This is a genomic window from Caulobacter sp. 05L422 (assembly GCF_056397765.1).
In genome coordinates this window covers 62,826-84,796 of the sequence record NZ_JBFTOB010000017.1, presented here as the reverse complement: position 1 = coordinate 84,796, position 21,971 = coordinate 62,826, and the positions used below count along the sequence as shown (strand labels likewise).

The 21,971-nt window shown below is 68.8% G+C and carries 23 protein-coding genes; 15 read left to right on the top strand and 8 right to left on the bottom strand.

Annotated elements, in window-relative coordinates; all coding sequences use genetic code 11:
- Positions 1-2 precede the first annotated feature (2 nt).
- A complete protein-coding gene (locus AC1DMQ_RS16965; protein WP_477034729.1) occupies positions 3-581 on the bottom strand; it encodes a DUF2939 domain-containing protein in 579 nt (192 codons plus the stop codon).
- A 218-nt stretch (positions 582-799) separates the two neighbouring features.
- Between AC1DMQ_RS16965 and AC1DMQ_RS16960 the strand changes: the two genes are divergently transcribed.
- Entirely contained in the window at positions 800-1,759 is a 960-nt protein-coding gene (locus AC1DMQ_RS16960; RefSeq protein ID WP_477034728.1) for a glucokinase, read from the top strand.
- Here the strand turns inward: AC1DMQ_RS16960 and AC1DMQ_RS16955 are convergent.
- The gene (locus tag AC1DMQ_RS16955) at positions 1,756-1,938 is read right to left on the bottom strand and encodes a hypothetical protein (protein WP_477034727.1); all 183 of its coding nucleotides are present in this window, start codon (positions 1,936-1,938) and stop codon (positions 1,756-1,758) included. The genes AC1DMQ_RS16960 and AC1DMQ_RS16955 overlap by 4 nt on opposite strands.
- A 69-nt stretch (positions 1,939-2,007) precedes the next feature.
- On the bottom strand, positions 2,008-3,222 hold the full coding sequence (locus tag AC1DMQ_RS16950) for an NADP-dependent isocitrate dehydrogenase (RefSeq protein WP_477034726.1): 1,215 nt from the start codon (positions 3,220-3,222) through the stop codon (positions 2,008-2,010).
- A gap of 206 nt (positions 3,223-3,428) precedes the next feature.
- Between AC1DMQ_RS16950 and AC1DMQ_RS16945 the strand changes: the two genes are divergently transcribed.
- Positions 3,429-5,936 carry an ATP-binding protein gene (locus AC1DMQ_RS16945; RefSeq protein ID WP_477034725.1) on the top strand — a complete coding sequence of 836 codons (2,508 nt, stop codon included), beginning with the start codon at positions 3,429-3,431 and terminating at the stop codon, positions 5,934-5,936.
- Here AC1DMQ_RS16945 and pdxR read toward each other — a convergent pair.
- Positions 5,933-7,324: a MocR-like pyridoxine biosynthesis transcription factor PdxR gene (gene pdxR, locus AC1DMQ_RS16940; RefSeq protein ID WP_477034724.1), complete on the bottom strand. Its 1,392-nt coding sequence runs from the start codon at positions 7,322-7,324 to the stop codon at positions 5,933-5,935. The two genes, AC1DMQ_RS16945 and pdxR, sit on opposite strands and share 4 nt — an antisense overlap.
- Positions 7,325-7,453: 129 nt before the next feature.
- Here pdxR and AC1DMQ_RS16935 point away from each other — a divergent pair, with 129 nt between their 5' ends.
- The 3 genes from AC1DMQ_RS16935 to AC1DMQ_RS16925 are packed head-to-tail and all read left to right on the top strand — an operon-like array spanning position 7,454 to position 9,584.
- Positions 7,454-8,545 carry a hypothetical protein gene (locus AC1DMQ_RS16935; RefSeq protein WP_477034723.1) on the top strand — a complete coding sequence of 364 codons (1,092 nt, stop codon included), beginning with the start codon at positions 7,454-7,456 and terminating at the stop codon, positions 8,543-8,545.
- Positions 8,546-8,547: 2 nt separating this feature from the next.
- Positions 8,548-9,126 (top strand): DUF1579 domain-containing protein, encoded by a 579-nt coding sequence (locus tag AC1DMQ_RS16930; RefSeq protein ID WP_477034722.1) that lies wholly within the window; start codon positions 8,548-8,550, stop codon positions 9,124-9,126.
- Between the two features lie 2 nt (positions 9,127-9,128).
- Positions 9,129-9,584: an N-acetyltransferase family protein gene (locus AC1DMQ_RS16925; RefSeq protein WP_477034721.1), complete on the top strand. Its 456-nt coding sequence runs from the start codon at positions 9,129-9,131 to the stop codon at positions 9,582-9,584.
- Here the strand turns inward: AC1DMQ_RS16925 and AC1DMQ_RS16920 are convergent.
- On the bottom strand, positions 9,568-10,581 hold the full coding sequence (locus AC1DMQ_RS16920; protein WP_477034720.1) for a serine hydrolase: 1,014 nt from the start codon (positions 10,579-10,581) through the stop codon (positions 9,568-9,570). The genes AC1DMQ_RS16925 and AC1DMQ_RS16920 overlap by 17 nt on opposite strands.
- A 101-nt stretch (positions 10,582-10,682) precedes the next feature.
- On the opposite strand from AC1DMQ_RS16920, the gene AC1DMQ_RS16915 reads away from it, so the two are divergent.
- From AC1DMQ_RS16915 to AC1DMQ_RS16905, 3 genes are all read left to right on the top strand, one after another.
- A complete protein-coding gene (locus AC1DMQ_RS16915) occupies positions 10,683-11,504 on the top strand; it encodes an RNA methyltransferase (protein WP_477034719.1) in 822 nt (273 codons plus the stop codon).
- A gap of 76 nt (positions 11,505-11,580) precedes the next feature.
- Positions 11,581-13,053: an OmpP1/FadL family transporter gene (locus AC1DMQ_RS16910; RefSeq protein ID WP_477034718.1), complete on the top strand. Its 1,473-nt coding sequence runs from the start codon at positions 11,581-11,583 to the stop codon at positions 13,051-13,053.
- A 76-nt stretch (positions 13,054-13,129) separates the two neighbouring features.
- Entirely contained in the window at positions 13,130-14,443 is a 1,314-nt protein-coding gene (locus tag AC1DMQ_RS16905) for a DUF1254 domain-containing protein (RefSeq protein WP_477034717.1), read from the top strand.
- Position 14,444: 1 nt separating this feature from the next.
- Here the strand turns inward: AC1DMQ_RS16905 and AC1DMQ_RS16900 are convergent, their stop codons facing one another.
- Both AC1DMQ_RS16900 and AC1DMQ_RS16895 read right to left on the bottom strand, forming a co-directional pair.
- On the bottom strand, positions 14,445-14,660 hold the full coding sequence (locus AC1DMQ_RS16900; RefSeq protein WP_477034716.1) for a helix-turn-helix transcriptional regulator: 216 nt from the start codon (positions 14,658-14,660) through the stop codon (positions 14,445-14,447).
- Positions 14,660-15,070 (bottom strand): hypothetical protein, encoded by a 411-nt coding sequence (locus AC1DMQ_RS16895; RefSeq protein WP_477034715.1) that lies wholly within the window; start codon positions 15,068-15,070, stop codon positions 14,660-14,662. The genes AC1DMQ_RS16900 and AC1DMQ_RS16895 overlap by 1 nt, the downstream gene beginning before the upstream one ends.
- A gap of 173 nt (positions 15,071-15,243) precedes the next feature.
- On the opposite strand from AC1DMQ_RS16895, the gene AC1DMQ_RS16890 reads away from it, so the two are divergent.
- From AC1DMQ_RS16890 to AC1DMQ_RS16860, 7 genes are all read left to right on the top strand, one after another.
- A complete protein-coding gene (locus tag AC1DMQ_RS16890) occupies positions 15,244-16,353 on the top strand; it encodes an S-(hydroxymethyl)glutathione dehydrogenase/class III alcohol dehydrogenase (RefSeq protein ID WP_165191677.1) in 1,110 nt (369 codons plus the stop codon).
- Between the two features lies 1 nt (position 16,354).
- Positions 16,355-17,203: an S-formylglutathione hydrolase gene (gene fghA / locus AC1DMQ_RS16885; protein WP_477034714.1), complete on the top strand. Its 849-nt coding sequence runs from the start codon at positions 16,355-16,357 to the stop codon at positions 17,201-17,203.
- A 360-nt stretch (positions 17,204-17,563) separates the two neighbouring features.
- Positions 17,564-18,082: a transglutaminase-like cysteine peptidase gene (locus AC1DMQ_RS16880; protein WP_477034713.1), complete on the top strand. Its 519-nt coding sequence runs from the start codon at positions 17,564-17,566 to the stop codon at positions 18,080-18,082.
- Between the two features lie 149 nt (positions 18,083-18,231).
- On the top strand, positions 18,232-18,849 hold the full coding sequence (rpsD, locus tag AC1DMQ_RS16875) for a 30S ribosomal protein S4 (RefSeq protein ID WP_477034712.1): 618 nt from the start codon (positions 18,232-18,234) through the stop codon (positions 18,847-18,849).
- Positions 18,850-19,098: 249 nt separating this feature from the next.
- Complete coding sequence (locus AC1DMQ_RS16870) at positions 19,099-19,401, top strand: TFIIB-type zinc ribbon-containing protein (protein WP_477034711.1); 303 nt, start codon at positions 19,099-19,101, stop codon at positions 19,399-19,401.
- Positions 19,402-19,424: 23 nt separating this feature from the next.
- Complete coding sequence (htpX, locus tag AC1DMQ_RS16865; protein ID WP_477034710.1) at positions 19,425-20,357, top strand: zinc metalloprotease HtpX; 933 nt, start codon at positions 19,425-19,427, stop codon at positions 20,355-20,357.
- A 100-nt stretch (positions 20,358-20,457) separates the two neighbouring features.
- Positions 20,458-20,790, top strand: coding sequence for a hypothetical protein (locus tag AC1DMQ_RS16860; RefSeq protein ID WP_477034709.1), 333 nt, complete (start codon positions 20,458-20,460; stop codon positions 20,788-20,790).
- On the opposite strand, the gene AC1DMQ_RS16855 is transcribed toward AC1DMQ_RS16860, so the two are convergent.
- On the bottom strand, positions 20,787-21,944 hold the full coding sequence (locus tag AC1DMQ_RS16855) for a serine hydrolase domain-containing protein (RefSeq protein WP_477034708.1): 1,158 nt from the start codon (positions 21,942-21,944) through the stop codon (positions 20,787-20,789). The two genes, AC1DMQ_RS16860 and AC1DMQ_RS16855, sit on opposite strands and share 4 nt — an antisense overlap.
- Positions 21,945-21,971 lie beyond the last annotated feature (27 nt).

The window sequence follows — 21,971 nt, the reverse complement described above, 5'->3', positions numbered from 1 at the left end:
GCCTATCGTTCGTCCACGGGCAGGCGGATATGCACCAGCCGCCAGGTGAACAGCTTGTCGCGGCGGAAGGTGAAGATCGTCGCCTTGGATGGCTGGCCCGGCCGCTTGACCGAGATGCGGACCCGGTTGGGGTCCCAGTAGGCGATCATCGCGTGCGGACCGGCCACGGCGGCCTTGGCCTTGTCCATGGCGGTGGCGGGCTTGGGTGGGACGGCGGGGGCCGTGCCCGGCTTGTAGCCTCGGGTCAGGGCCGACAGGCCCTGGATGGTGAGATAGCGGTCGACCTTGGGCTCGGGCGGCGCGATCGGGGCGATGGCGCGCTTGAAGACGCCGAGCGGGTCGCGCCAGATCGAGGGCGGCTCGGCCGGGGCGACGGCGGCCGGCGTCTTGTCGTTCAGTTCGGCGGTCAGGCTGCCGCGCACCGCCGGGAAATCGACCAGCTCGCTGATCGCCTGCACGTCCTCGTACTGGGCGGCGGCCTTCAGGGCGCGGAAAGCGAACCAGGGCGCGGTGGCGAAGGCGGCGGCGAAGATCACGATCGCCAGGACCACCAGGTCCCAAAGTCGTTTCTGAAAGGTCATCGCCGCCCCCGCGCGAATAAGGTTAAGGCGGCAAGACACCCTATTCCCCCGCCACGGGCAAGGCTTCTCGCGTGAATGGGGACGCCCGCGGCCCGAAGCAGGCGGTGCGACGTTACGCACCTTGCCGGGGGGCGGTTCGGGAGCGAACGTCCTTGCTCGAGTAGGGGAAAACACGCGTCTCCTAAAGGCGTGAGCCCTCGACAGCCAGTGAGGTGTCCGTGTCCGATAAGTTCCTGTTGGTAGACGCAGACGGAACGCAGGCGCGCTTCGCCGTCGTCGAGGCCGGCGAGCCGCCCTCGACGATCGCGTTGACGCCGGCGAGGTCGCTGGACGAGCTGATCGAGAATCTGGTCGCGGAATTGTCGAAGCTTGGGACGCCGCCGCTGCGGGGCGCGGCCTTTTCGGCGCCTGGCCCGATCTTTGGCAAGACGCTGCAAGTGACCCACGCCAGCCTGAGGCTGGACGAGGAGGTGCTTTCCGAGAAGCTGGGCATAGTCGACGTCCGTCTGTTCAACGACTTCACCGCCCGCGCCATGGCCATGCCGTTGCTGGGGCCCGAAGCTCTGGAGCAGGTCGGCGGCGCTCCGCCGAAAGGCCAGGCGCCGGCGGCCGCCTTGGGGCCGAGCACGGGCCTGGGCGTATCGATCCTGAACCCGGACGGTTTCGTGGGTTGGGTGGCGACGGCCAGCGAGGGCGGTCATGCGGCCCTGGCGACGGCCAACGCCCGCGAGGATGCGGTCCTCCAGCGCCTGCGGTCGGCCAACGCCTACGTCTCGGCTGATCGGGTGCTCTCGGACGACGGTCTCCTGGAGGTGGCGACCGCCATCGCCGACCTGGACGGGCGCGAGCCGCCGGCCGGGGACTTCGCGCGGCTCGTCGAGGCGGCGCGCGCCCAGAATCCGGTCGCGCGGGAGGCCTTCGCGCTGTTTTCGGGCTGGCTGGGGGCGGTGTCGGGCGATCTGGCGCTGGTGGCGGGGGCTCGCAGCGGGGTCTACATCTTCAGCCCGATGATGCTGGGCTGGAAGGACCTGTTTGATCGGGCGCTGTGCCGAAGCCGGTTCGAGGCCAAGGGACGGATGGACGCCTACATGAAGGACATCCCGCTTTATCTGGTCCTCGAGGCCGATTGCGGCCTTCTTGGCCTGTCCGCCCTCTACAGCGGGCGCGGCCCCTTCTAGGCGAGATGGCGGTAGGGCAGGTTCAGGGAAGGGCATGCCGCCTCGCCCGTGAACGTCGCGGAGACCGGAGCGACGATGGGACCGCTGAGGAAGGGCGCCTTCAGGCGTCGGCAGAGGTCCAGCTCCCGGAGGTCCCTGACCCCGGCCATGCCTTGCCAGACCCGCTTTGCTTCGGACATGGGCCCCGGAACGCAAAACGCCTCCCCCTTGCGGGGGAGGCGTCGCGCTGTGCCGAGGCGTTGCGGGGCTTAGGCCGCCATCGCCTTCTTCAGGTTCTCGTCGATCTTGTCGAGGAAGCCTTCGGTGGTCAGCCACGACTGCTTGTCGCCGACCAGCAGGGCCAGGTCCTTGGTCATGAAGCCGCTTTCGACGGTGTCCACGCAGACCTTTTCCAGGGTGTGGGCGAAGTCGGCCAGTTCCTGGTTGCCGTCCAGCTTGGCGCGGTGCGCCAGGCCACGGGTCCAGGCGAAGATCGAGGCGATCGAGTTGGTCGAGGTGCTCTCGCCCTTCTGGTGCTGGCGATAGTGGCGGGTGACGGTGCCGTGGGCGGCCTCGGCTTCCACCGTCTTGCCGTCCGGGGTCATCAGCACCGAGGTCATCAGGCCCAGCGAGCCGAAGCCTTGGGCGACGATGTCCGACTGCACGTCGCCGTCGTAGTTCTTGCAGGCCCAGACGTAGCCGCCCGACCACTTCAGCGCCGAGGCCACCATGTCGTCGATCAGGCGGTGCTCGTAGTGGATGCCGGCGGCCTTGAACTTGTCGGCGTACTCGGCGTCGTAGATCTCCTGGAAGATGTCCTTGAAGCGGCCGTCATAGGCCTTGAGGATCGTGTTCTTCGTGGAGAGGTAGACCGGATAGCCGCGGCCCAGGCCGTAGGCGAACGAGGCGTGGGCGAAGTCGCGGATCGACTCGTCGAGGTTGTACATGCCCATGGCCACGCCGGCCGACGGGCTCTTGAACACTTCGTGCTCGATGGTCTGGCCGTCGTCGCCGACGAACTTGATCGACAGCGTGCCCTTGCCCGGGAACAGGAAGTCGGTGGCCTTGTACTGGTCGCCGAACGCGTGGCGGCCGACGATGATCGGCTGGGTCCAGCCCGGCACCAGACGCGGCACGTTCTGGCAGATGATCGGCTCGCGGAAGATCACGCCGCCCAGGATGTTGCGGATCGTGCCGTTCGGCGACTTCCACATCTTCTTCAGATTGAACTCGGTGACGCGTTGCTCATCCGGCGTGATGGTCGCGCACTTCACGGCAACGCCGTGCTTCTTGGTCGCCTCGGCCGCGTCGATCGTGACCTGGTCGTTGGTGGCGTCGCGGTTTTCGACGCTGAGGTCGAAGTAGTCGAGCTCCAGGTCCAGGTACGGGAAGATCAGCTTATCCTTGATGAGCTTCCAGATGATCCGGGTCATTTCATCGCCGTCCATGTCGACGACGGGGTTGGCGACTTTAATCTTGGCCATTGCGGGGTCTTTCCTCTCGCGGTGGCGCGCCTGTGACTCTTTGGCGCACAGGGCCTGGGAGCGGCGCGGACGGCGTGCCTATAGACTGTTGCGGGCCGGGGGGAAAGCAGGGTGCGCCCAGATCCTGCGACGAAGCCGCAACCGCGGTGTAAGTCTTTGATCCGCGTGTAAATCTCTGTTGAGGCTTGTTGGGGTACGAACAAGGCGTGAAGAACCGGGGAGCCATAGCCGACGTCACTTCGCCGCTCGCGCGGCGGCTGCTGGCGATCGTCGCGATCCTGTCCATCGCGGTGACAGGCGTGGCCACGGCCGTGACCTTCGTCTTCGTGCAGCGCGCCGCCGCCGACGCCCAGATCCGCCATCTGGCCGAATACGCCGCCGAGCGGGTCAAGACCGAGGACCGGTTGTTCTCCGACCTGGTGAAGGTGCACGAGGCGGCCTCCGACTCCCTGGCGCGGCGGCTGGCGGCGATCGACCCCGCCACGGTCGACCGCGAGTTCGACGCCCAGTTTCCGAAGTTCGGGGACGGCACGCGGCGCACCTCCGACACGCTCTACGAAGGCGGAATGGTCGCCGGCGACTACACCTACGGGGTCGGCGGCTATCTGCGCGACGCCGACAAGCTGACCCCGCAGCAGAAGGCCCTGTTCCTGGCCGCCGCCCAGGTGGTCTCGCACACCGGCGAGGCCGAGCTGAACCGCTACGACAACTTCTATTTCTTCACGCCCGACACCCGATTGGTGATGTTCGCGCCGCGCCGTCCGGATCACCTGAGCTACTACCGCCAGAAGGCTCCGCCGACCTTTGATGTCAGCGGCGAGGAGATGACCCTCCTGACGCTGCCGCAGCAGAACCCGCAGCGGGTGATGAAGTGCACCAAGCTGCGCAAGCTGCTGTCGGACCCCAGCGGCCGGGGCCTGAACTCGGCCTGCATGACGCCCTTCGACTATCGCGGCAAGCAGATGGGCGCCTGGGGCTCCAGCCTGTCGCTGGACTCCTATCTGCTCCGGGCCGTCGAGGACGCCCTGCCGGGCGGGCGCAACATGATCGTCTCGTCGGACGGCGAGCTGATCGCCGCTCCTGGCCTGGCCAAGAACGGCGTCGTCGACGCCCAGACCCTGGTGCGGGCCCAGGCCGAGGAAGGCGTCGCCGACGTCGTCCGGCAGATCCGGACGATCGGCGCCGACGTCGGGGCCATCCGCCACGGCGACCGGGTCATCGCCTACGGCCGGCTCAAGGAGCCCGACTGGTACTTCCTGATGAGCTTCCCGTCCGACGGTCTGGTGTGGTCGGCGGTCAAGACGGCCTCTTGGGTGCTGCTGTTCGGCGTGCTGGGGGTGATCGTCCAGGTGTCGCTGCTCTACCGGGTGATGCGCATCACGGTCGAGCGGCCGCTGCGGGTGCTGGCCGACGCCCATGGGGCGGGCGACGTCAGCAAGGCCGAGCCGATCGAGGGCCGCACCGACGAGATCGGCGCCCTGGCCCGCACCCTGCGCAGCCAGCGCGATGGCAATATCGAGCTGCTGCGCTCGCTGGAGGAGCGGGTCGCCGAGCGCACCGCCGAACTGGAGCGCGCCAACCAGGCCAAGTCGCTGTTCCTGGCCAACATGTCCCACGAGCTGCGCACGCCGCTGAACGGCGTCATCGCCATCGGCGACCGCCTGGCCGGAGAGGCCGATCCGGAGCGCCGCCGCGAGCTGGCGGCCCTGGTCACATCGTCGGGCCGGCTGCTCGAGCAGGTGCTCAGCGACATCCTCGACGTCTCCAAGATCGAGGCCGGCCAGTTCCAGCTGACCCCCGCGCCGTTCGACCTGTGCACCCTGGTCGGCGGCGTCGCCGAGCTGCATCGCGCCTCGGCCGAGGCCAAGTCGCTGCATTTCCAATGGACGATCGAGCCGGGCGTCGCGGGCAGCTATCTGGGCGACGGCGGGCGGATCAGCCAGATCCTCAACAACCTGCTGGCCAACGCCGTCAAGTTCACCGCCCTGGGCGAGGTGACGCTGAGCGTCGAGCGCACGGCCGACGGCCTGAGCTTCGTGGTCAGCGACACCGGCGTCGGCTTCGACGACACCGTGCGCGAGCGGCTGTTCAAGCGCTTTGTCCAGGCCGACCAGTCGATCACCCGTCAGTTCGGCGGCACGGGCCTGGGCCTGTCGATCTGCGCGGCCTTGACCGACATGATGGGCGGACGCATCGACGCCCGCGCCGTGCTGGGCCGCGGGGCCATCTTCCAGGTCGACCTGCCGCTGGAGCGGGTCCGCGACGTCGAGGACGTGGCGCCGGACGACGAGGAAGAGGTCTCGCTGGAGGGCATGCGGGTGCTGGTCGCCGAGGACCATCCGACCAACCAGAAGGTGGTCGAGATCATCCTCCAGCCGTTCGACGTGGTCCTGACCATGGTCGAGGACGGCCAGGCGGCGCTGGACGCCTTCACGCCGGGCGCGTTCGACGCGATCCTGATGGACATGCAGATGCCGGTGATGGACGGCCTGACCGCCACGCGCCTCATCCGCGAGCGCGAAGCCGCGGCGGGGGTCCCGCCGGTCTTGCTGATCATGCTGACCGCCAACGCCATGGCCGAGCACATCTCGGCCGCCAAGGCGGCCGGCGCCGACCAGCACCTGGCCAAGCCGGTGCGTCCGGCCCAACTGCTGGAGGCCCTGGCGCGGGCCCGGATGACGCGTGGGCCGACCGAGTTCAGCGCCGCGGGCTAGCCGATCGCCTCGGCCAGCAGGGCGATCGCCCGGTCGATCCGGGCGACGTCGATCTGACCGAAACCCAGCACCAGGCCGGACGGCGCGGGTCGCCTCAGCGCGAAGCCGGACAAGGTCTCGACCGCCACGCCCAGCCGCGCGGCGCGGGCGGCTGCGGCCTCGACGTCCAGCGGCGCGCGGGGCAGGGCGGCGATGTGCAGGCCGGCGGCGGCCGGAAGCGGCGTCAACCGGTCGCCGCAATGGACCTCCAGCGCCCGCAGCAGGGTCGCGCGCCGTTCGGAGTAGACCTTGCGCATCCGCCGCACGTGACGGGTCAGGTGGCCCTCGGCGATGAAGGCGGCCAGGGTGGCGTGCTCGATGGCGGGGCCATGCCAGTCGCTGCGTTCGCGCGCCGCCGTCAGGGCGTCGCGGTCCTGCCCGGGGGCCACGATGAAGCCGATGCGCAGGGCCGGCAGCAGGCTCTGGGAGAAGGTGCCGACGTAGAAGACCCGGCCGTCACGATCCAGGGTGCGCAGGGCGTCCAAGGGCGGCTCATCGAAGCGGAACTCGCCGCCGTAGTCGTCCTCGACGACGATCGCCCCGCGCTCCGCCGCGAAGGCCAGCAGGGCCGCGCGCCGCCGGGGCGACATCGGCACGCCGGTCGGGAACTGCTGCGAGGGCGTGACGCAGACCACCGCCGCGTCGTCGGGCAGCTCGTCGACCACCAGGCCCTCTGCGTCGACCCGCACCGGATGGATCCGCGCCTCGGCGGCGGCGAAGGCCTCGCGAGCGGCCGGATAGCCGGGATCCTCGACCGCCACCACCGGGCGCTCCGGGGTCAGCAGGGTGCGGGCCAGCAGGTCGAAGGCCTGTTGGGCGCCGACCGTGACGATCACGTCGCGCGGCGAGCAGGCGATGGCGCGGGTGAACGACAGGTGGCCGGCGATCGCCTCGCGCAACGCTGGATGACCGGCCGGCTCGCGATAGGGCGCCGCGGCCCGCGAGAACTGGCGCAGGGCCCGTCCGGTCAGCCTGCCCCAGATGTCGTAAGGAAAGCTGGCGGTGTCGGGCCGTCCGGGGCGCAGGTTGTAGAGGATCGGGACGTCAGGCGCAGTCGTGCGCCGGGAGGACGTCTCGCCGGCGGCCGACGGCGCAAGGGCGGCGACGAAGACGCCCGCGCCGGGCCGCGAGACGATCAGGCCTTCGCTGAGCAGCAGGTCGTAGACCGCCATCACCGTGTTGCGCGACAGGCCCAGGCGTTCGGCCAGGGCTCGGCTGGCGGGAAGCTGGACGCCGGGGGCGAGGCGGCCCGAGGCGACGGCCTCGCGAAGCTGCTCGTGCAGCCGACGGCGGACGTCGCGCGAGCCGGCGGCCGGCAGCTGGATCTCAAGTTCGAGCACGGCGTTCATCGCGACGTTTGTGCGCGTGTCCCCGCTGGAGCTCAACCCGTCGATTGGCGCCCCGAAGATCGCCGCCACTGGCTCTCGTCTCGGTGCGCGTCGTGACGATGATCGCCGTCGAGATCAAGGGAGGTTCCGATGGCTCTTAGGCATGGCGCGGTGGCGGCGGCGATCCTGGCGGCGACGATGGCGCTCTGCGGCCCGGCGGCCGCGTCGCAGGACAACGTCAAGCCGCCGGTCGCGGCCAATCTGGCGGGACTGCACGACTTCGACTTCCTGCGCGGCGACTGGAAGGCCCATCATCGCAAACTGGACAAGGCGGGGCGTTGGGTCGAGTTCGACGGCGTCGTCACCCAGCGGGCGCTGGCGGGCGGCTGGGCCAATTCCGGGGACAACCTGTTCCGGACGCCGGACGGCCCGTATCGCGGCGTCAGCCTGCGGGCCTACGATCCGAAGACGGCGCTCTGGGCGATCTGGTGGCTGGACGGCCGCGATCCGGGCGCGAACCTCGGAAAGCCGATCAAGGGCCGGTTCGAGAAGGGGACCGGCCGCTTCGAGGCCGACGAGACGCGGGACGGAAAGCCGGTCCGCGTGCGCGTGACCTGGACCCATACGACCTCGGCCACGCCCCGCTGGGAGCAGGCCGTCTCGGCTGACGGCGGCAAGACCTGGAAGGTCGAGTGGACCACCGACTTCGCCCGGCCCAAGGCGGGAGAAGCCCTCGTCGGGGCCGCCTGGACCCCCGTCGCCGACAAGCACGACGGGCCCAACGCCTTCGACGCCCGGGTGGGCGAGTGGAAGGTGCGCCATCGCCGCCTGAAGGAGCGCCTGGCCGGCAGCACCGAATGGGTCGATTTCGACGCCGACCAGACCTGGTGGCCCACCATGGCGGGGCTGGGCAATCTCGACGACAACGCCCTGGCCATCCCGACCGGCCCCTATAACGGGATCACCCTGCGGTCCTACGATCCCAAGACCGACCAGTGGCTGATCTGGTGGCTGGACGGGCGCAATCCGCACGGCGACCTGGATCCGCCGATGAGGGGGCGGTTCGTCAACGGGGTCGGGACCTTCTACGCCGATGACACCCTGCGCGGAAAGCCGATCAAGGTGCGGTTCATCTGGTCGAACATCACCGCCACCGGCGCCCACTGGGAGCAGGCCTTCTCGCCCGACGGCGGCCAGACCTGGGAGACCAACTGGTTCTCCGACTTCTCCAAGGCGCCGTGAGCATGGCCGATCATCCCGACCGCCGCGCCCTGATGCTGGCGCTGGCCGCCTTGCCAAGCCTGACGGCCCCCTTGGCCGCTACGTCGAGCTTCGCCCAACCCGCCGGGGGCGGCGGATCGATCCACGACTTCGACTTCTTCGTCGGGTCCTGGACCGTGCATCACCGTCGGCTGAAGAAGCGGCTGGCGGGGAACGACGACTGGGAGGAATTCGAGGGGACGACCACCTGCCAGTCCCTGCTGGGCGGCGTCGTGAACCTGAACGAAAGCTCCGCCCGGCGCACCAGCGGACCGTCCAGCGGCCTGGGCCTGCGGGCCTTCGACGCCAAGACGGGCGTCTGGGCCGACTGGTACCTGAGCGCGGCCGATCCGCTGAACCTGGGCGAGCCGGGCCTGGGCCGGTTCGAGAACGGCGTCGGGACGTTCCTCTCCGACGAGACCTTCGAGGGGCGACCGGTCAAGGTGCGCGGGCGGTTCACCTCGCTGTCGCCCGATCTGGCCCAGTGGGAGCAGGCCTTCTCGCCCGACGGCGGCGCGACATGGGAGACCAACTGGGTCATGCGCTACAGCCGGACCGCCTGACGATGGAGATCCGTCTCGCCGCCCAGGACGACTTGCCAAGGCTGGTCCCATTGTTCGATCGCTATCGCCAGTTCTACGGCCGGCCCTCCGACGAAGCCGGCGCCCGCCGGTTCCTGGGCGAGCGGATGGCGCGGGGGCAGTCGGTGATCCTGCTGGCCGTGGAGGACGGCGAGGCCGTCGGCTTCGTGCAGCTGTATCCCAGCTTCTCGTCGATCCGGACGGCGGCGACCTTCATCCTCAACGACCTCTATGTCGAGCCGGGCCGGCGACGTGGCGGAGCGGGCGAGCGGCTTGTGGCGGCCGCCGCCGCCATGGCCCGCGAGGCCGGGGCGGCCGGCCTGTCGCTGGTCACCGGCGTCGACAACCTGCCGGCCCGCGCCCTGTACGAACGCCTGGGCTGGACGCGCGAGACCCGGTTCCTGGAATACGGCCTGGACCTGGCTACTTCGCCGCCTTGATCACCACCCGCCCGACGTCGGCGATGGCCTTTTCCTGTTCGGCGATCGGCAGGGGCGAGCCCGAGACGAAGGCCACGACGGCGAACTTGCGGCCGTCCTTCAGGGTGTAGACGCCGATGTCGTTGACCACGGGCGTGAAGCCCAGGTCGGTGCGGGCCGTGGCCGGCACGTGGGTCAGGCGGGCGCCGTCGGGCAGGGCGGCGCGCAGGCGGCCGGCGCCGCCCCTGGTCTGGCTGATCGTCCGGCCCAGCAGGCGGCGCGACTCCGGCCCCAACAGTTCGGCTTGGTTCACGGCCTCCAGGAACCGCAGGACGCCCAGGGGGGTGGCGGTGTCGCGCGGGTCGCTCAGATAGGCCCGGATCGCGCGGCTGCGTTCGGCGGGCGGCACCTTGTCGAGGGCGGCGCGGTAGGCGGCCTCGCCCTTCCAGCCGGCGCGGAACGAGGCCAGGCCCAGGCTGTCGGGCTGCAGCTGGCGCTGGTAGCGGTCGATGTCCAGCCCGTTGACCTTCCGACCCTGCAGCCAGGCGGTGACCGCGCCGGGGCCGCCCGCCCGCTTCATCAGGATGTCGGCGGCGGTGTTGTCGCCGTCGGCGATCGCGCGCCGCAGCAGGTCCTGGACGGTGTAGCTCGTGGGGCCCGACCAAGCGTCGGCGATGGCGCTGGGGGGCGGGGACAGATCGACGTCCTCGATCAGCAGCACGTCGTCCAGCCGCATCCGCTTGGCCTCGACCTCGGCCATCACCGCCGCGCCCAGCGGGGCCGTGAAAATGGCCTGCAGGGGGAAGCGCTGTTCGCCGTTGAACGAGATGATCTGACCGGTGCCCAGGTCCTCGACCGCCACGCCCAATCGGCCCGGCGCGACGCGGTCGGCGATGGGCTGGAAGTCGGCCGTCATCTTCTGGCGGTCGAACAACGGGTCCGTCTGGCCCAGCATCGGGGGTTCGCCGCAGCCGGCCAGCACAAGGGTCAGGAGAAGGGCGGCGGCGCGTCGGAACATGAGGGTCTCGGCTAGCTTCAGCGGAACTGGACCGTCGCTAAACGCATGAACCGCCATTGTGGGGCTTGCACCGCGCGGCGGTCCGGCGGCAAAGGGTGGCGATGAGCTCTGAATTTCCCCCGCCCTGCGTGATCCTGAACCACCCGCAGATGGCCGAGAACATCGGCGCGGTCGCCCGCGTGATGGCCAATTTCGGCCTCGCCGACCTGCGCCTGGTCAAGCCGCGCGACGGCTGGCCCCAGGAACGCGCCTGGCCCAGCGCCTCGGGCGCCACCTGGCCGCTCGACAACGCCAAGGTGTTCGACACCCTGGAAGAGGCGATCGCCGACCTGAAGCTGGTGTTCGCGACCACGGCCCGCCCGCGCGAGACCCGCCTGCCGGTCTACACGCCGCGCGAGGCCGCCGGCCACCTGGCGGCCGACGTCGCCCAGGGACACGCCGTGGGCCTGCTGTTCGGCGGCGAGCGGGCGGGGCTGGAGACCGACGACATCGCCCTGTGCCAGGCCATCGTCTCGATCCCGATCGACGAGCGCTTCCGGTCGCTGAACCTGGCACAGGCGGTGTCGATCAACGCCTACGAATGGAAGATGACGGTCGACGACCGGCCGTGGTCGCGGTTCGAGTACAACGTCGCCGAGCCGGCCGACCAGTCCAGCCTGCTGGGCCTGTACGGCCAGCTGGAGGACGAGCTGGAGAAGGCGGGCTTCTATCATCCGCCCGAGAAGAAGCCGTCGATGGTCCGCAACCTGCGCGCCCCGCTGGCCCGGGCCCGGCTGACCGAGCAGGAGGTCCGCACCTTCCGCGGCGTGGTCACCGCCCTGTCGCGCGGACGCGGCCGGGTGCTTGCCAAGCTGGCCGCCCAGAAGGCGCAAACCCCTGCGCCGCCTTCCGTTGCGGAAGATGAAACCGGCTCCGAAACCTAGTCGGAACCAAATTCTCCCTGGTCTCGTTTCGGGCTCGAGACGGCCAATGTCGGATGGCCGACAGGGAGGAAGATCAGTGATCAAGGGTCTTGGGACCTGGCTCGCCTTGGGCGTGGCCGGAAGCGTGATGGCCTGCGCCTCGAGCGCGGCGGCGGGGGCGTTCTACATCCAGGAGCAGTCGGTGAAGGGCGCGGGCCGGGCCTATTCGGGCGAGGTCACCGACACGGGCGCGGAATCGATGTTCTGGAACCCGGCGGCCATCGGCCGGCTGGAGGGCAAGGAGGTCTATACGGGCCTTTCGGGCGTGTTCGTCGAGGGCACGGTGACCGACGAGGGCTCGACCCTGCAGCGGCCGACGCTGAACGTCCCGGCCGTGCTGGGGACGCCGATCCCGGGCCTGCCGGGCGGCGTCACGGGCCTGCTCAGCGGCGCGCTGCCGGGCCTGACCAACGGGGTGCTGATCCCCACGCTGAACAGCCTGCCCAACATCGCGCTGCTTCCGCCGCAGCCGGTGGGCGGCAATCCTGTGGCCAAGGACCCGATTCCCAGGTCGGTCGTCCCCAACTTCGCCTTCGCCATGCCGGTCACCGACCGCATCGCGGTGGGCATCGGGATCAACGCCCCGTTCAACGCCATCACCACCTATGACGGCGACAGCTGGGTGCGCTACGGCGCCATCAAGTCGCGGTTCCTGAACATCAACCTGCAGACGGCGGTGTCGATGCGGGTGACCGACTGGCTCAATGTCGGCGTCGGCGGAAACGTCGACTATTTCGACGCCACCTTCAGCCAGATGGCCCCCGACCTGATCGCGCCGTTCCCGGACGGCAAGATCGAGGTCAAAGGCAGCGACACCCGCTTCGGCTGGAACGCCGGGGCCCAGCTGCGCCCGGCCAAGTGGGCGACGATCGGCGGCAGCTACCGCTCGGGCTACAAGCACCACCTGGACGGCGACGTGACGATCTACGGCTTCCAGGGACCGTTCGCCCTGGTCACCAGCAAGCAGGAAGCCACGACCAATTTCGACCTGCCGTGGATCGCCACCGGCGGGATCACCCTGCGGCCGATGCAGCGCCTGGCCCTGCACGCCCAGGTCCAGCGGTTCGGGTGGAGCGACTTCGACAATGTCCGCGTCGACCTGAAGGGCGCGGGCCAGCTGCTGCCCGGCGCGCTGCTGCCCAAGTCGATCACGGTCAAGGAGTTCTATCGCGACACCACCAACGTCGCCGTGGGCGCGGACTTCGCCGTCACCGACTGGCTGACCGTGCGGGCCGGGGCCCAGAAGGACCCCACCCCGACCAACGACCTCTATCGCGACCCGCGCGTGCCGGACGGCGACCGCAAGCTCTACAGCGTCGGCACGACCGTCACGCCCAAGCCCGGCATGCACTTCGACCTCAGCGCCGCCTACATCAAGCTGAAGGACAGCGTGATCCACAGCGACCAGGTGCTGTACGACGGCACGGCGTTCCCGATGAACCTGTCGCTGCGCGGCCGGTCGGAGGGCAAGGGGCTGGTGATCGGCGGCGGGGCGCGGTTCACGTTCTAGCGGCGGTGAAGCAGAGACTTGCGAGCCGCCCGCTTCCGTCGTCTTCTCCGGTCAAACAAGTGTTGGGGAGGGCGGCATGAACCGTCGGAAGTTGCTGCTGAGCGCCGGGGCGGCGGGCGTGTTGGGGATGGGCGGCCTGGCCGTGGCCCAGGGCTTCCAGATCTCGACCGCCGCCGAAGCCTGGCTCTACGCCCTGCCGCTGATCGAGATGGCCACCACCCGGGCGCGAATGCTCAGGGCGCCCGGCGCGGCGATCAACAGGCTGACCCATGGGCGGAGCCTCGCCGACCACAATGCGCGCGCGGTGACCACGCCCAACAACGACACGCTCTACTCCACCGCTTTCCTCGACCTGAGCCAGGGCCCGGTGACCCTGACCGTGCCCGCCACCGGCGCGCGCTACTGGTCGGCGGCGGTGATGGACATGTTCACCAACAACAACGCCGTGCTGGGCCTGCGGACTGTAGGCGGGGAGGGCGGGACCTTCACGCTGGTCGGCCCGGGGCAACCGTCCAGAGGGCCTAATCCGGTGCGGGTGGCCACGCCGCACGCCTGGCTGCTGATCCGCACGCTGGTCAATGACGCGGCCGATGCGGCGGCCGTGCACAGGATCCAGGACGGCTTCGTCCTGACCGGTCCGAAGACGCCGCCGCCGCCGGCCTATGCCGGGCGCGACGCCGACGCCGGCGACTATTTCGACAGCGCCCAGGCGCTGCTGGCCGCCGACCCGCCTCCGGCGACGGACCAGGCCTTGCTCCGCCGAGCGCACGGGCTGCTGACCCAGCCGTTCAGGGCCAAGGACATGCTCGGCCGACCAACCGACGAAACGAAGGCCATGGCGGCGGGCGCCGACCAGGCCCGGATGATCACCCGTTTCGCCAAGGGCCGGCAGACCTTCACGGACGGCTGGGCCTATCCGCGCGCCAATCTCGGCGACTACGGCCAGGACTACATCTACCGCGCGGTGGTCGCCCTGGCGGGGCTGGGCGCGTTGCCCGTGGCCGAGGCCATGTACATGAAGGCGGCCGGCGACGACGGCGCGGGGCTGTTCACCGGCGACGGCCTCTACCGCCTGAGCCTGCCCGCCCGGATGCCGCTGGACGGCTTCTGGTCGTTGTCGATGTACGAGGCCGCCGACGACGGGCAGTTCTTCTTCACCGACAACAAACTGAACCGCTACGCGATCGGCGACCGCACGTCAGGCCTGAAGCGCAACGCCGACGGCTCGCTGGACCTGTGGATCGGCCGGACCGACCCGGGCGGCGACCGCACCGCCAACTGGCTGCCCGCGCCGAAGTCGGGGCCGTTCGCGATGTACCTGCGGACCTACCTGCCGAAGCCTGAACTGCTGAATGGGCAGTTTCGGTTCAAACCGGTGGAGAAGGTCTGAGCTAACCCTCCCACTGGAACACCCGCTCGATCCCCACGCCGAACACCTGGGCGATCCTGAAGGCCGCTTCCAGCGACGGCGAGTACTTGCCCTGTTCGATGGCGGCGATGGTCTGGCGGGTCATGCCGATGCGCAGCGCCAGGTCGGCCTGGGTCATCTCGCCGTGCTCGAAGCGCAGGCGGCGGATGTCGTTGCGGATCGGGGGCGGGGCGGGCATCAGCAGGCCCGCCGGTAACCGAGGATGATCCCGCCGTGCCGGGCCAGCTCCGACACCGCCAGGGCCAGGATCACCGCGTTGGCCATCAGGGCCTTGTCGAAGAAATAGACCGTCACCGCCGCGCCCATCGCCGCCACCTGCAGCACATAGAAGGCGCGGGTCGAGGCGGTCAGGTCGATCAGCCGTTCGCGCTCGTCCTGCGGGCCGCGCGGCTCGCCGGTCATGGCCGCCATCGCGATCTGCAGCCCCACCTGCAGCACCACCAGCACGAAGATGCAGGTGGTCAGCGGCCCGGCGAAACCCACCGGGCGACCGGCGGCCGCCGCCTGGCCGACATAGGCGAAATAGGCCCCATAGACGGCCAGGGTCGTCCAGAACGAAATCCATGCACTCTTTTCGCGCAAGGCCATGATCGGCTCCTGTGATGTAAAATATTTCTAACATTGAGTGCGCCATGCACGTCACAATGTCAATTATTTTTAACATGGAGCGAAGCGGGACGAACGATCGCCGCCGGACGGGACTGGTTCGCGCCGCGAAGCCTTGGCAAGGTGCCGCCGACTCGAAATCCGGAGACCTCGCCATGAAAACCCGCGCCGCCGTCGCCTTCGCCGCCAAGCAGCCGCTGGAGATCGTCGAGGTCGACCTGGAAGGCCCCAAGGCCGGCGAGGTGCTGATCGAGATCAAGGCCACGGGCGTCTGCCACACCGACGCCTACACGCTGGACGGCCTGGACAGCGAGGGCCTGTTCCCCTCGATCCTGGGCCACGAGGGCGCGGGCGTGGTGGTCGAGGTCGGCCCCGGCGTCACCAGCCTGGCGGTCGGCGACCACGTGATCCCGCTCTACACGCCCGAATGCCGCCAGTGCAAAAGCTGCCTCAGCGGCAAGACCAACCTCTGCACGGCCATCCGCGCCACCCAGGGCAAGGGGCTGATGCCCGATGGCACCAGCCGCTTCTCCTACAAGGGCCAGACCATCCACCACTACATGGGCTGCTCGACCTTCTCGAACTACACGGTCCTGCCCGAGATCGCCGTGGCCCGCATCCGCAAGGACGCGCCGTTCAAGACCGCCTGCTACTGCGGCTGCGGCGTGACCACAGGCGTCGGGGCGGTGGTCAACACCGCCAAGGTCGAGCCGGGCGCCAACGCCATCGTGTTCGGCCTGGGCGGCATCGGCCTGAACGTCATCCAGGGCCTGAAGCTGGTCGGCGCGAACATGATCGTCGGGGTGGACCTCAATCCGGACCGTGAAGAGTGGGGCCGCAAGTTCGGCATGACCCATTTCGTCAATCCCAAGACCATCGACGGCGATCTCGTCGCCCACCTGGTGGCCCTTACCGACGGCGGGGCGGACTACACCTTCGACGCCACCGGCAACACCACGGTCATGCGCCAGGCGCTGGAGGCCTGCCATCGCGGCTGGGGCGAGAGCATCATCATCGGCGTGGCCGAGGCAGGCAAGGAGATCGCCACGCGGCCGTTCCAGCTGGTCACCGGCCGGGTCTGGAAGGGCACGGCCTTCGGCGGCGCCCGTGGCCGCACCGACACCCCGAAGATCGTCGACTGGTACATGGACGGCAAGATCCAGATCGACCCGATGATCACCCACGTCCTGCCGCTGGAGCGCATCAACGAGGCGTTCGACCTGATGCACGCGGGCGAAAGCATCCGGACGGTGGTGACGTTCTAGGATGACCGTCGAAACCCTCGCCACCCACCGCACCCAGGGCGGAACACTGCGCTACTGCCGGCACGACAGCGCCAGCACCGGCACGCCGATGAAGTTCACGGTGTGGACGCCCGATACAGACAAGAATGGCGGGGAGGGGTCGTTCCCCTACCTTGTCTGGCTGTCGGGCCTGACCTGCACCGAGGACAACTTCACCACCAAGTCGGGGGTCTACGAGCACGCGGCCAGGCACGGCGTGGCCATCGTCGCGCCGGACACCAGCCCGCGCGGGGAAGGCGTCGCCGACGATCCGGCCTACGACCTGGGGCAGGGGGCGGGGTTCTATGTCGACGCCACCCAGCCGCCGTGGGCCCCGCACTTCCGCATGTACTCCTACGTCACCAAGGACCTGCTGGAGGCCGTCGACGGCGCCTTCCCGCTGGACCCGGCCCGGCGCGGGATCTTCGGCCACTCGATGGGCGGTCACGGGGCCCTGACGATCGCCCTGCGCAATCCGGACCTGTTCAAGTCGGTCAGCGCCTTCTCGCCGATCGTCTCGCCGCTGAACTGCCCGTGGGGCGACAAGGCGATGACCGCCTATCTGGGTCCCGACCGCGCCGCCTGGCGAGCCCATGACGCCACCGCCCTGATCGAGGACGGAGCGGGGACGAGCTTCGACGAGATCCTGATCGACCAGGGCCTGGCCGACAGCTTCCTGGAAAACCAGCTGAAGCCCGAACTGATCGAAGCCGCCGCCGCCAAGGCCGGCCGCAAGGTCACCGTCCGTCGCCAGGAAGGCTACGACCACAGCTATTTCTTCATCGCCACCTTCATCGGCGACCACGTGGCGTGGCACGCGGCCAAGCTCTAGAAGCCGCGTCGGGCCTCGCATTTCCGCATTCCGCGGGGGCGGCTTCAAATGGGTCGCTTGCTTAGCAAGATTATCTGATCATTTTGATCAGTTTATGCGCGATCTGGCGCCAATTAGTTAGTCAACGGTTTGTGTATATCGCCGAATTACTTGGACAATTACGGTCAAGATTGCCTGAAAGTTGCCAAGTCGATCTTTCTGAGTCAACATATCGTTGTGCAAGGGCGTTATTGCACCAGTGCGGTTGCGTACGATGTTGGCTTACCCGATCAGCTTATTTGATCCTTGCCAAGATGTTCCATGGGGCAATCCGGCCCTGACTGGAGAAATCGACCGCAATTGCTTCGAGGGCGTCGCGCCGTGACGCTGCGCAACGCGTTCCTGTTCGGCGCGGGCTTCGGGGCGCTCTGCGGCTTCCTCGTGGCGGCCTACATCGTGGGTTCCAGCGCCAGGGCGCGGGCGGCCCATTGCGCGTCCCTGACCGGCGAGGCGCAACTGCAATGCGTCACCCGCGAAACCAACAAGGCCATCGCGATCACCAACGACCTGGACCACTACGGGGTCGACGATGTCTGGGTCGAGAATCCGCCGGACGGCAAGGGCGACTGCGAGGACTACGCCCTGACCAAGGCCCGCATCCTCCAGCGGCTGGGCTGGAGCAGCTCGCGCATGCAATTGGCGGTGTTCGGCTACGGCAAGCAGGCCCACGCCGTGCTGGTGATCGACGACAGGTACGTGCTCGACAATCTGACGCCCTGGGTCGGGCGCTGGAAGGGCTACAGCCCCCGGGCCATGGGCGTCTATCCGATCGAGGTGGCCCGATCGCTGACGCGGTTCACGCCGGGCCTGATGAACACCGCCGTCGCGACCGGCCGTTGACTCCCCGCCGCCCCTCCGTCATAAACCGCCCCTTCTCGCCGCCGGCTTGCCGGACGGCGCGAAAAACGCATGACGGAATGACCCGAAGCCGCCGTTGAGATCGCACCCTCTCGAGGGCGCCGGCCCGGATCGAACTAAAAGAGTGACTTATGTCCAAGCGCCATAGCGCCAAGTACAAGATCGATCGCCGTATGGGCGAGAACCTCTGGGGTCGGCCGAAGTCGCCGGTCAACCAGCGGTCCTACGGCCCCGGCCAGCACGGCCAGCGCCGCAAGCAAAAGGTTTCGGACTTCGGTCTGCAGCTGCGCGCCAAGCAAAAGCTGAAGGGCTACTACGGCAACCTGACCGAGAAGCAATTCTCGCGCACCTACGAAGAAGCCGCGCGCCGCAAGGGCAACACGGCTGAAAACCTGGTGGGCCTGCTTGAGTCGCGCCTGGACGCCATCGTCTACCGCGCCAAGTTCGTCCCGACCGTGTTCGCCGCCCGCCAGTTCGTGAACCACGGCCACGTGACCGTGAACGGCAAGCGCGTGAACATCGCCAGCTACCGCGTCAAGATCGGCGACGTGATCGCCGTTCGCGAAAAGTCGCGCAACATGGCGCTGGTGCTGGAAGCCGTGGCTTCGGCCGAGCGTGACTTCTGCGAATACATCACCGTCGACGCCAAGGGCCTGTCGGCCACCTACGTGCGCGTGCCGGAACTGTCGGAAGTGCCGTACCCGGTGAAGATGGAACCGAACCTCGTCGTCGAATTCTACGCTTCGTAAGCGTCGACCTCGAAGACGATCGGAAAGGCCCCGGAGAAATCCGGGGCCTTTTTCGTTTTTGGCCCTTGAACCGCCACAACGGGCCCCTAACTTTCAAAAGCGGGCCGGGCCCCTCTGGCGAGTGATGCAAGCACTCGTGATGTCGGACCGCATCGGGTGTTCTCGATGTCTGGGTCCGGTTGTCCCCCTCCCTCCACCGCCGGCTCAGCTTCGAGGACACCCGTCCATCAACAGGACAGGGACCGCCCGATGCCGCTTCTGATGTGCCCCAATTGCGACGCGTCCATGCAGGCCGTGCAGCGCGCCAGCGTCGAGTTCGACATGTGCCCCCAATGCCGGGGCGTGTGGCTGGACCGCGGCGAGCTGGAGAAGCTGATGGCCATGGAACGGGGCGAGCCCCAGGCCGCGACGCCGCGCCTGCCTGACTACGAGCGGCCCCGCGAGCGTTCCGACCATCGCCCCGACTACCGTCACGACGACGAGCGCCGCCATCAAGGCCAGGGCCACTATGGCAAGAAGAAGCGCTTCGACCTGTTCGACATCTTCGACTGATCCCCGGATCTCAAGCTAGAGCCATGAACCACTTCAAGACCTTCGTCCTGCTGGCCGGCCTGACGGCGTTGTTCGTCGGGGCCGGCTACATGATCGGCGGCCCGACCGGCATGCTGATCGCCCTGGTGTTCGCCGTGGGCATGAACCTGTTTTCGTACTGGAACGCGGACAAGATCGTGCTGCGCATGTACGGCGCGGTCGAGGTCGACGCCGGTCACCCCGTGCCGATGGTCCGCCAGTACGTCGCCGACGTCGAGGACCTGGCCCGCCGGGCCGGCCTGCCGCGGCCGCGCATCACGGTGATCGACAGCGAGCAGCCCAACGCCTTCGCCACCGGCCGCGACCCGGCCCACGCCGCCGTCGCCGCCAGCACGGGCCTACTGGGCCTGCTGGACCGCGACGAGATCCGCGGCGTCATGGCCCACGAACTGGCCCACGTGAAGAACCGCGACACCCTGACCATGACCGTGACGGCCACCATCGCCGGCGCGATCTCGGCCCTGGCCAATTTCGGCCTGTTCTTCGGCGGCTCGCGCGATGACGAGGATCGTCCGGGCGGCATGATCGGGACCATCGCCCTGGCCATCCTCGCGCCGATCGCCGCCATGCTGGTGCAGATGGCCATCAGCCGCTCGCGCGAGTACGAGGCCGACCGCATCGGCGCGGAGATCGCCGGTGACGGCCGGGCCCTGGCCCGGGCGCTGGAGAAGATCGAGGCCTACGCCCGCGGCGGCGCGGTCAATCACGAGGCCGAGCGCAATCCGGCCACAGCGCACCTGTTCATCATCAACCCGCTGGCCGGCAAGGGCGCCGACAACCTGTTCTCGACCCACCCGGCCACCCACAACCGGGTCGAGGCCCTGCTGCGGCTGGGCATCGGCCAGGCCACGCGGGGGCGGGTGGGCACGGCCGTGCCGACGGCGGCCCCGAGCCGCACGCCCGGCCCCTGGAGCTGAGTTTCGCGACAATCCGTCGCCCCGGCCCAGGTTTCCCCCGGCCTTAACCATGCGACAAGGCCCCACGCGCTATCAGGTTGAAACGCTTGGGGGAAAAGCCATGACCATCACGCTTGAGAAGACCACCGGCATCGTCGGCCTGCTGGAGGCCCTGTCGGCCGAGATGTCGATCGCCGCGGTGTCATGCGGGCACCTGGACAGCGCCCTGGGCCAGCTGCTCGAGGCCGTGCCGCTGGAGAGCCGCCTGAAGGTCATGCAGGAGCTGCACATGGTCGACATGCTGGCCCAGCACATCACCGCCATCACCGATTTCACCGCCGGCCTCGCCACCTCCATGGCCGCCGAGGGCGCGCCCGACGTCGACGCGGCCCTGTCGCGCATCACCCTGGGCGACGTGGCCGCCCGCCTGCGCGAGACCCTGAAGGCCGCCTAGGGCGCTTCGGGCAGCAGCGGCGAGCTGTACTCCCACGTCCACGGCATGCCCGTATCGCCCAGCGCCGCCTTGACCAGCGGCGGGAAGATCCGCGCCCCGACGCCGCTGTTGGTCAGCAGCACGATGCATCGCTCGCCGCGCTCCACGCAGATCAGCTGATTGTCGGTGATGTCGTTGTGGCCGCCCTTGTTGAAGCCGTGGCCCTGAGGGCCGTCGAACACCACCACGCCGATGCCGGCCGCCAGGCCGATCCTGGCGTTGTCGGGATTGTCGACGATCAGGAAGGGCGGGAACTGGTTCTTGCTGACGATCGGGAAGCTGGGCTTGGTCCGCTCGGCCCGCGCCTTGGCTGACAGCCCCCGGCCCGAGACCATGGCGGCGGCCAGTTGGGCCAGGTCATGGATCGAGGTGTCCAGCGAGCCGGCCGCCTTGACGCTGCCGCGCGCGTCATGCTCCTCGAACGAGCCGTCGGCCTTGTAGCCGTCCGCCAGGTTGCCGGCGAAGTCGTCGCGCCAGATCATGCTGCTGCGGGTCATGCCCAGCGAGGCGAAGATCCGCTTCTGCATCTCGTCGCCGACGTTCAGGCCCAAGCCTTGCTCGATCACGAACTGCATCAGGTTGATCGCCTCGCCGGAATAGGCGTAGCGGGTCCCGGGCTCAAGGTTGAAGCGCAGCTTGTTGTCCGGGTCGTAGAACCGCTGGTCCGCCAGGCCCGAGGTGTGGGTCATCAGCATGCGCGGGGTCAGCTTCTCCCAGCGCGGATCGCCGGCCAGGTCGGCGTAGCGCGGATACTCCGGCAGGGGCTTGGGCAGGTAGGCCTTGATCGGCGTGTCCAGGTCCAGCTTGCCGTCGTCGACCAGCATCAGCACGTACTGGCCGAAGGCGGCCTTGCTGATCGAGGCGGCGTACAGGATCGTGTCGGTCGTCAGGGGCAGCTTCTTGTCGACGTTGCGCCAACCCTGGGCGCTGACGTGGACGACCTTGCCGTGCTCGATCACCGCATAGGCCAGGCCCGGGACCTTGCCGACCGCCATCAGCCGGGCTGCCTGGGCGTCGAGGGCCCCATAATCCCTGAGGGGAGCGTCGGCGGAAAGGGCGGGGGAGGCGGTCAAGGTCACGGCCGCGATGACCGTCAAAGCGAAATTACGGAGCACTCGGGGTCTCGTCGGTTGCGCGCGGCT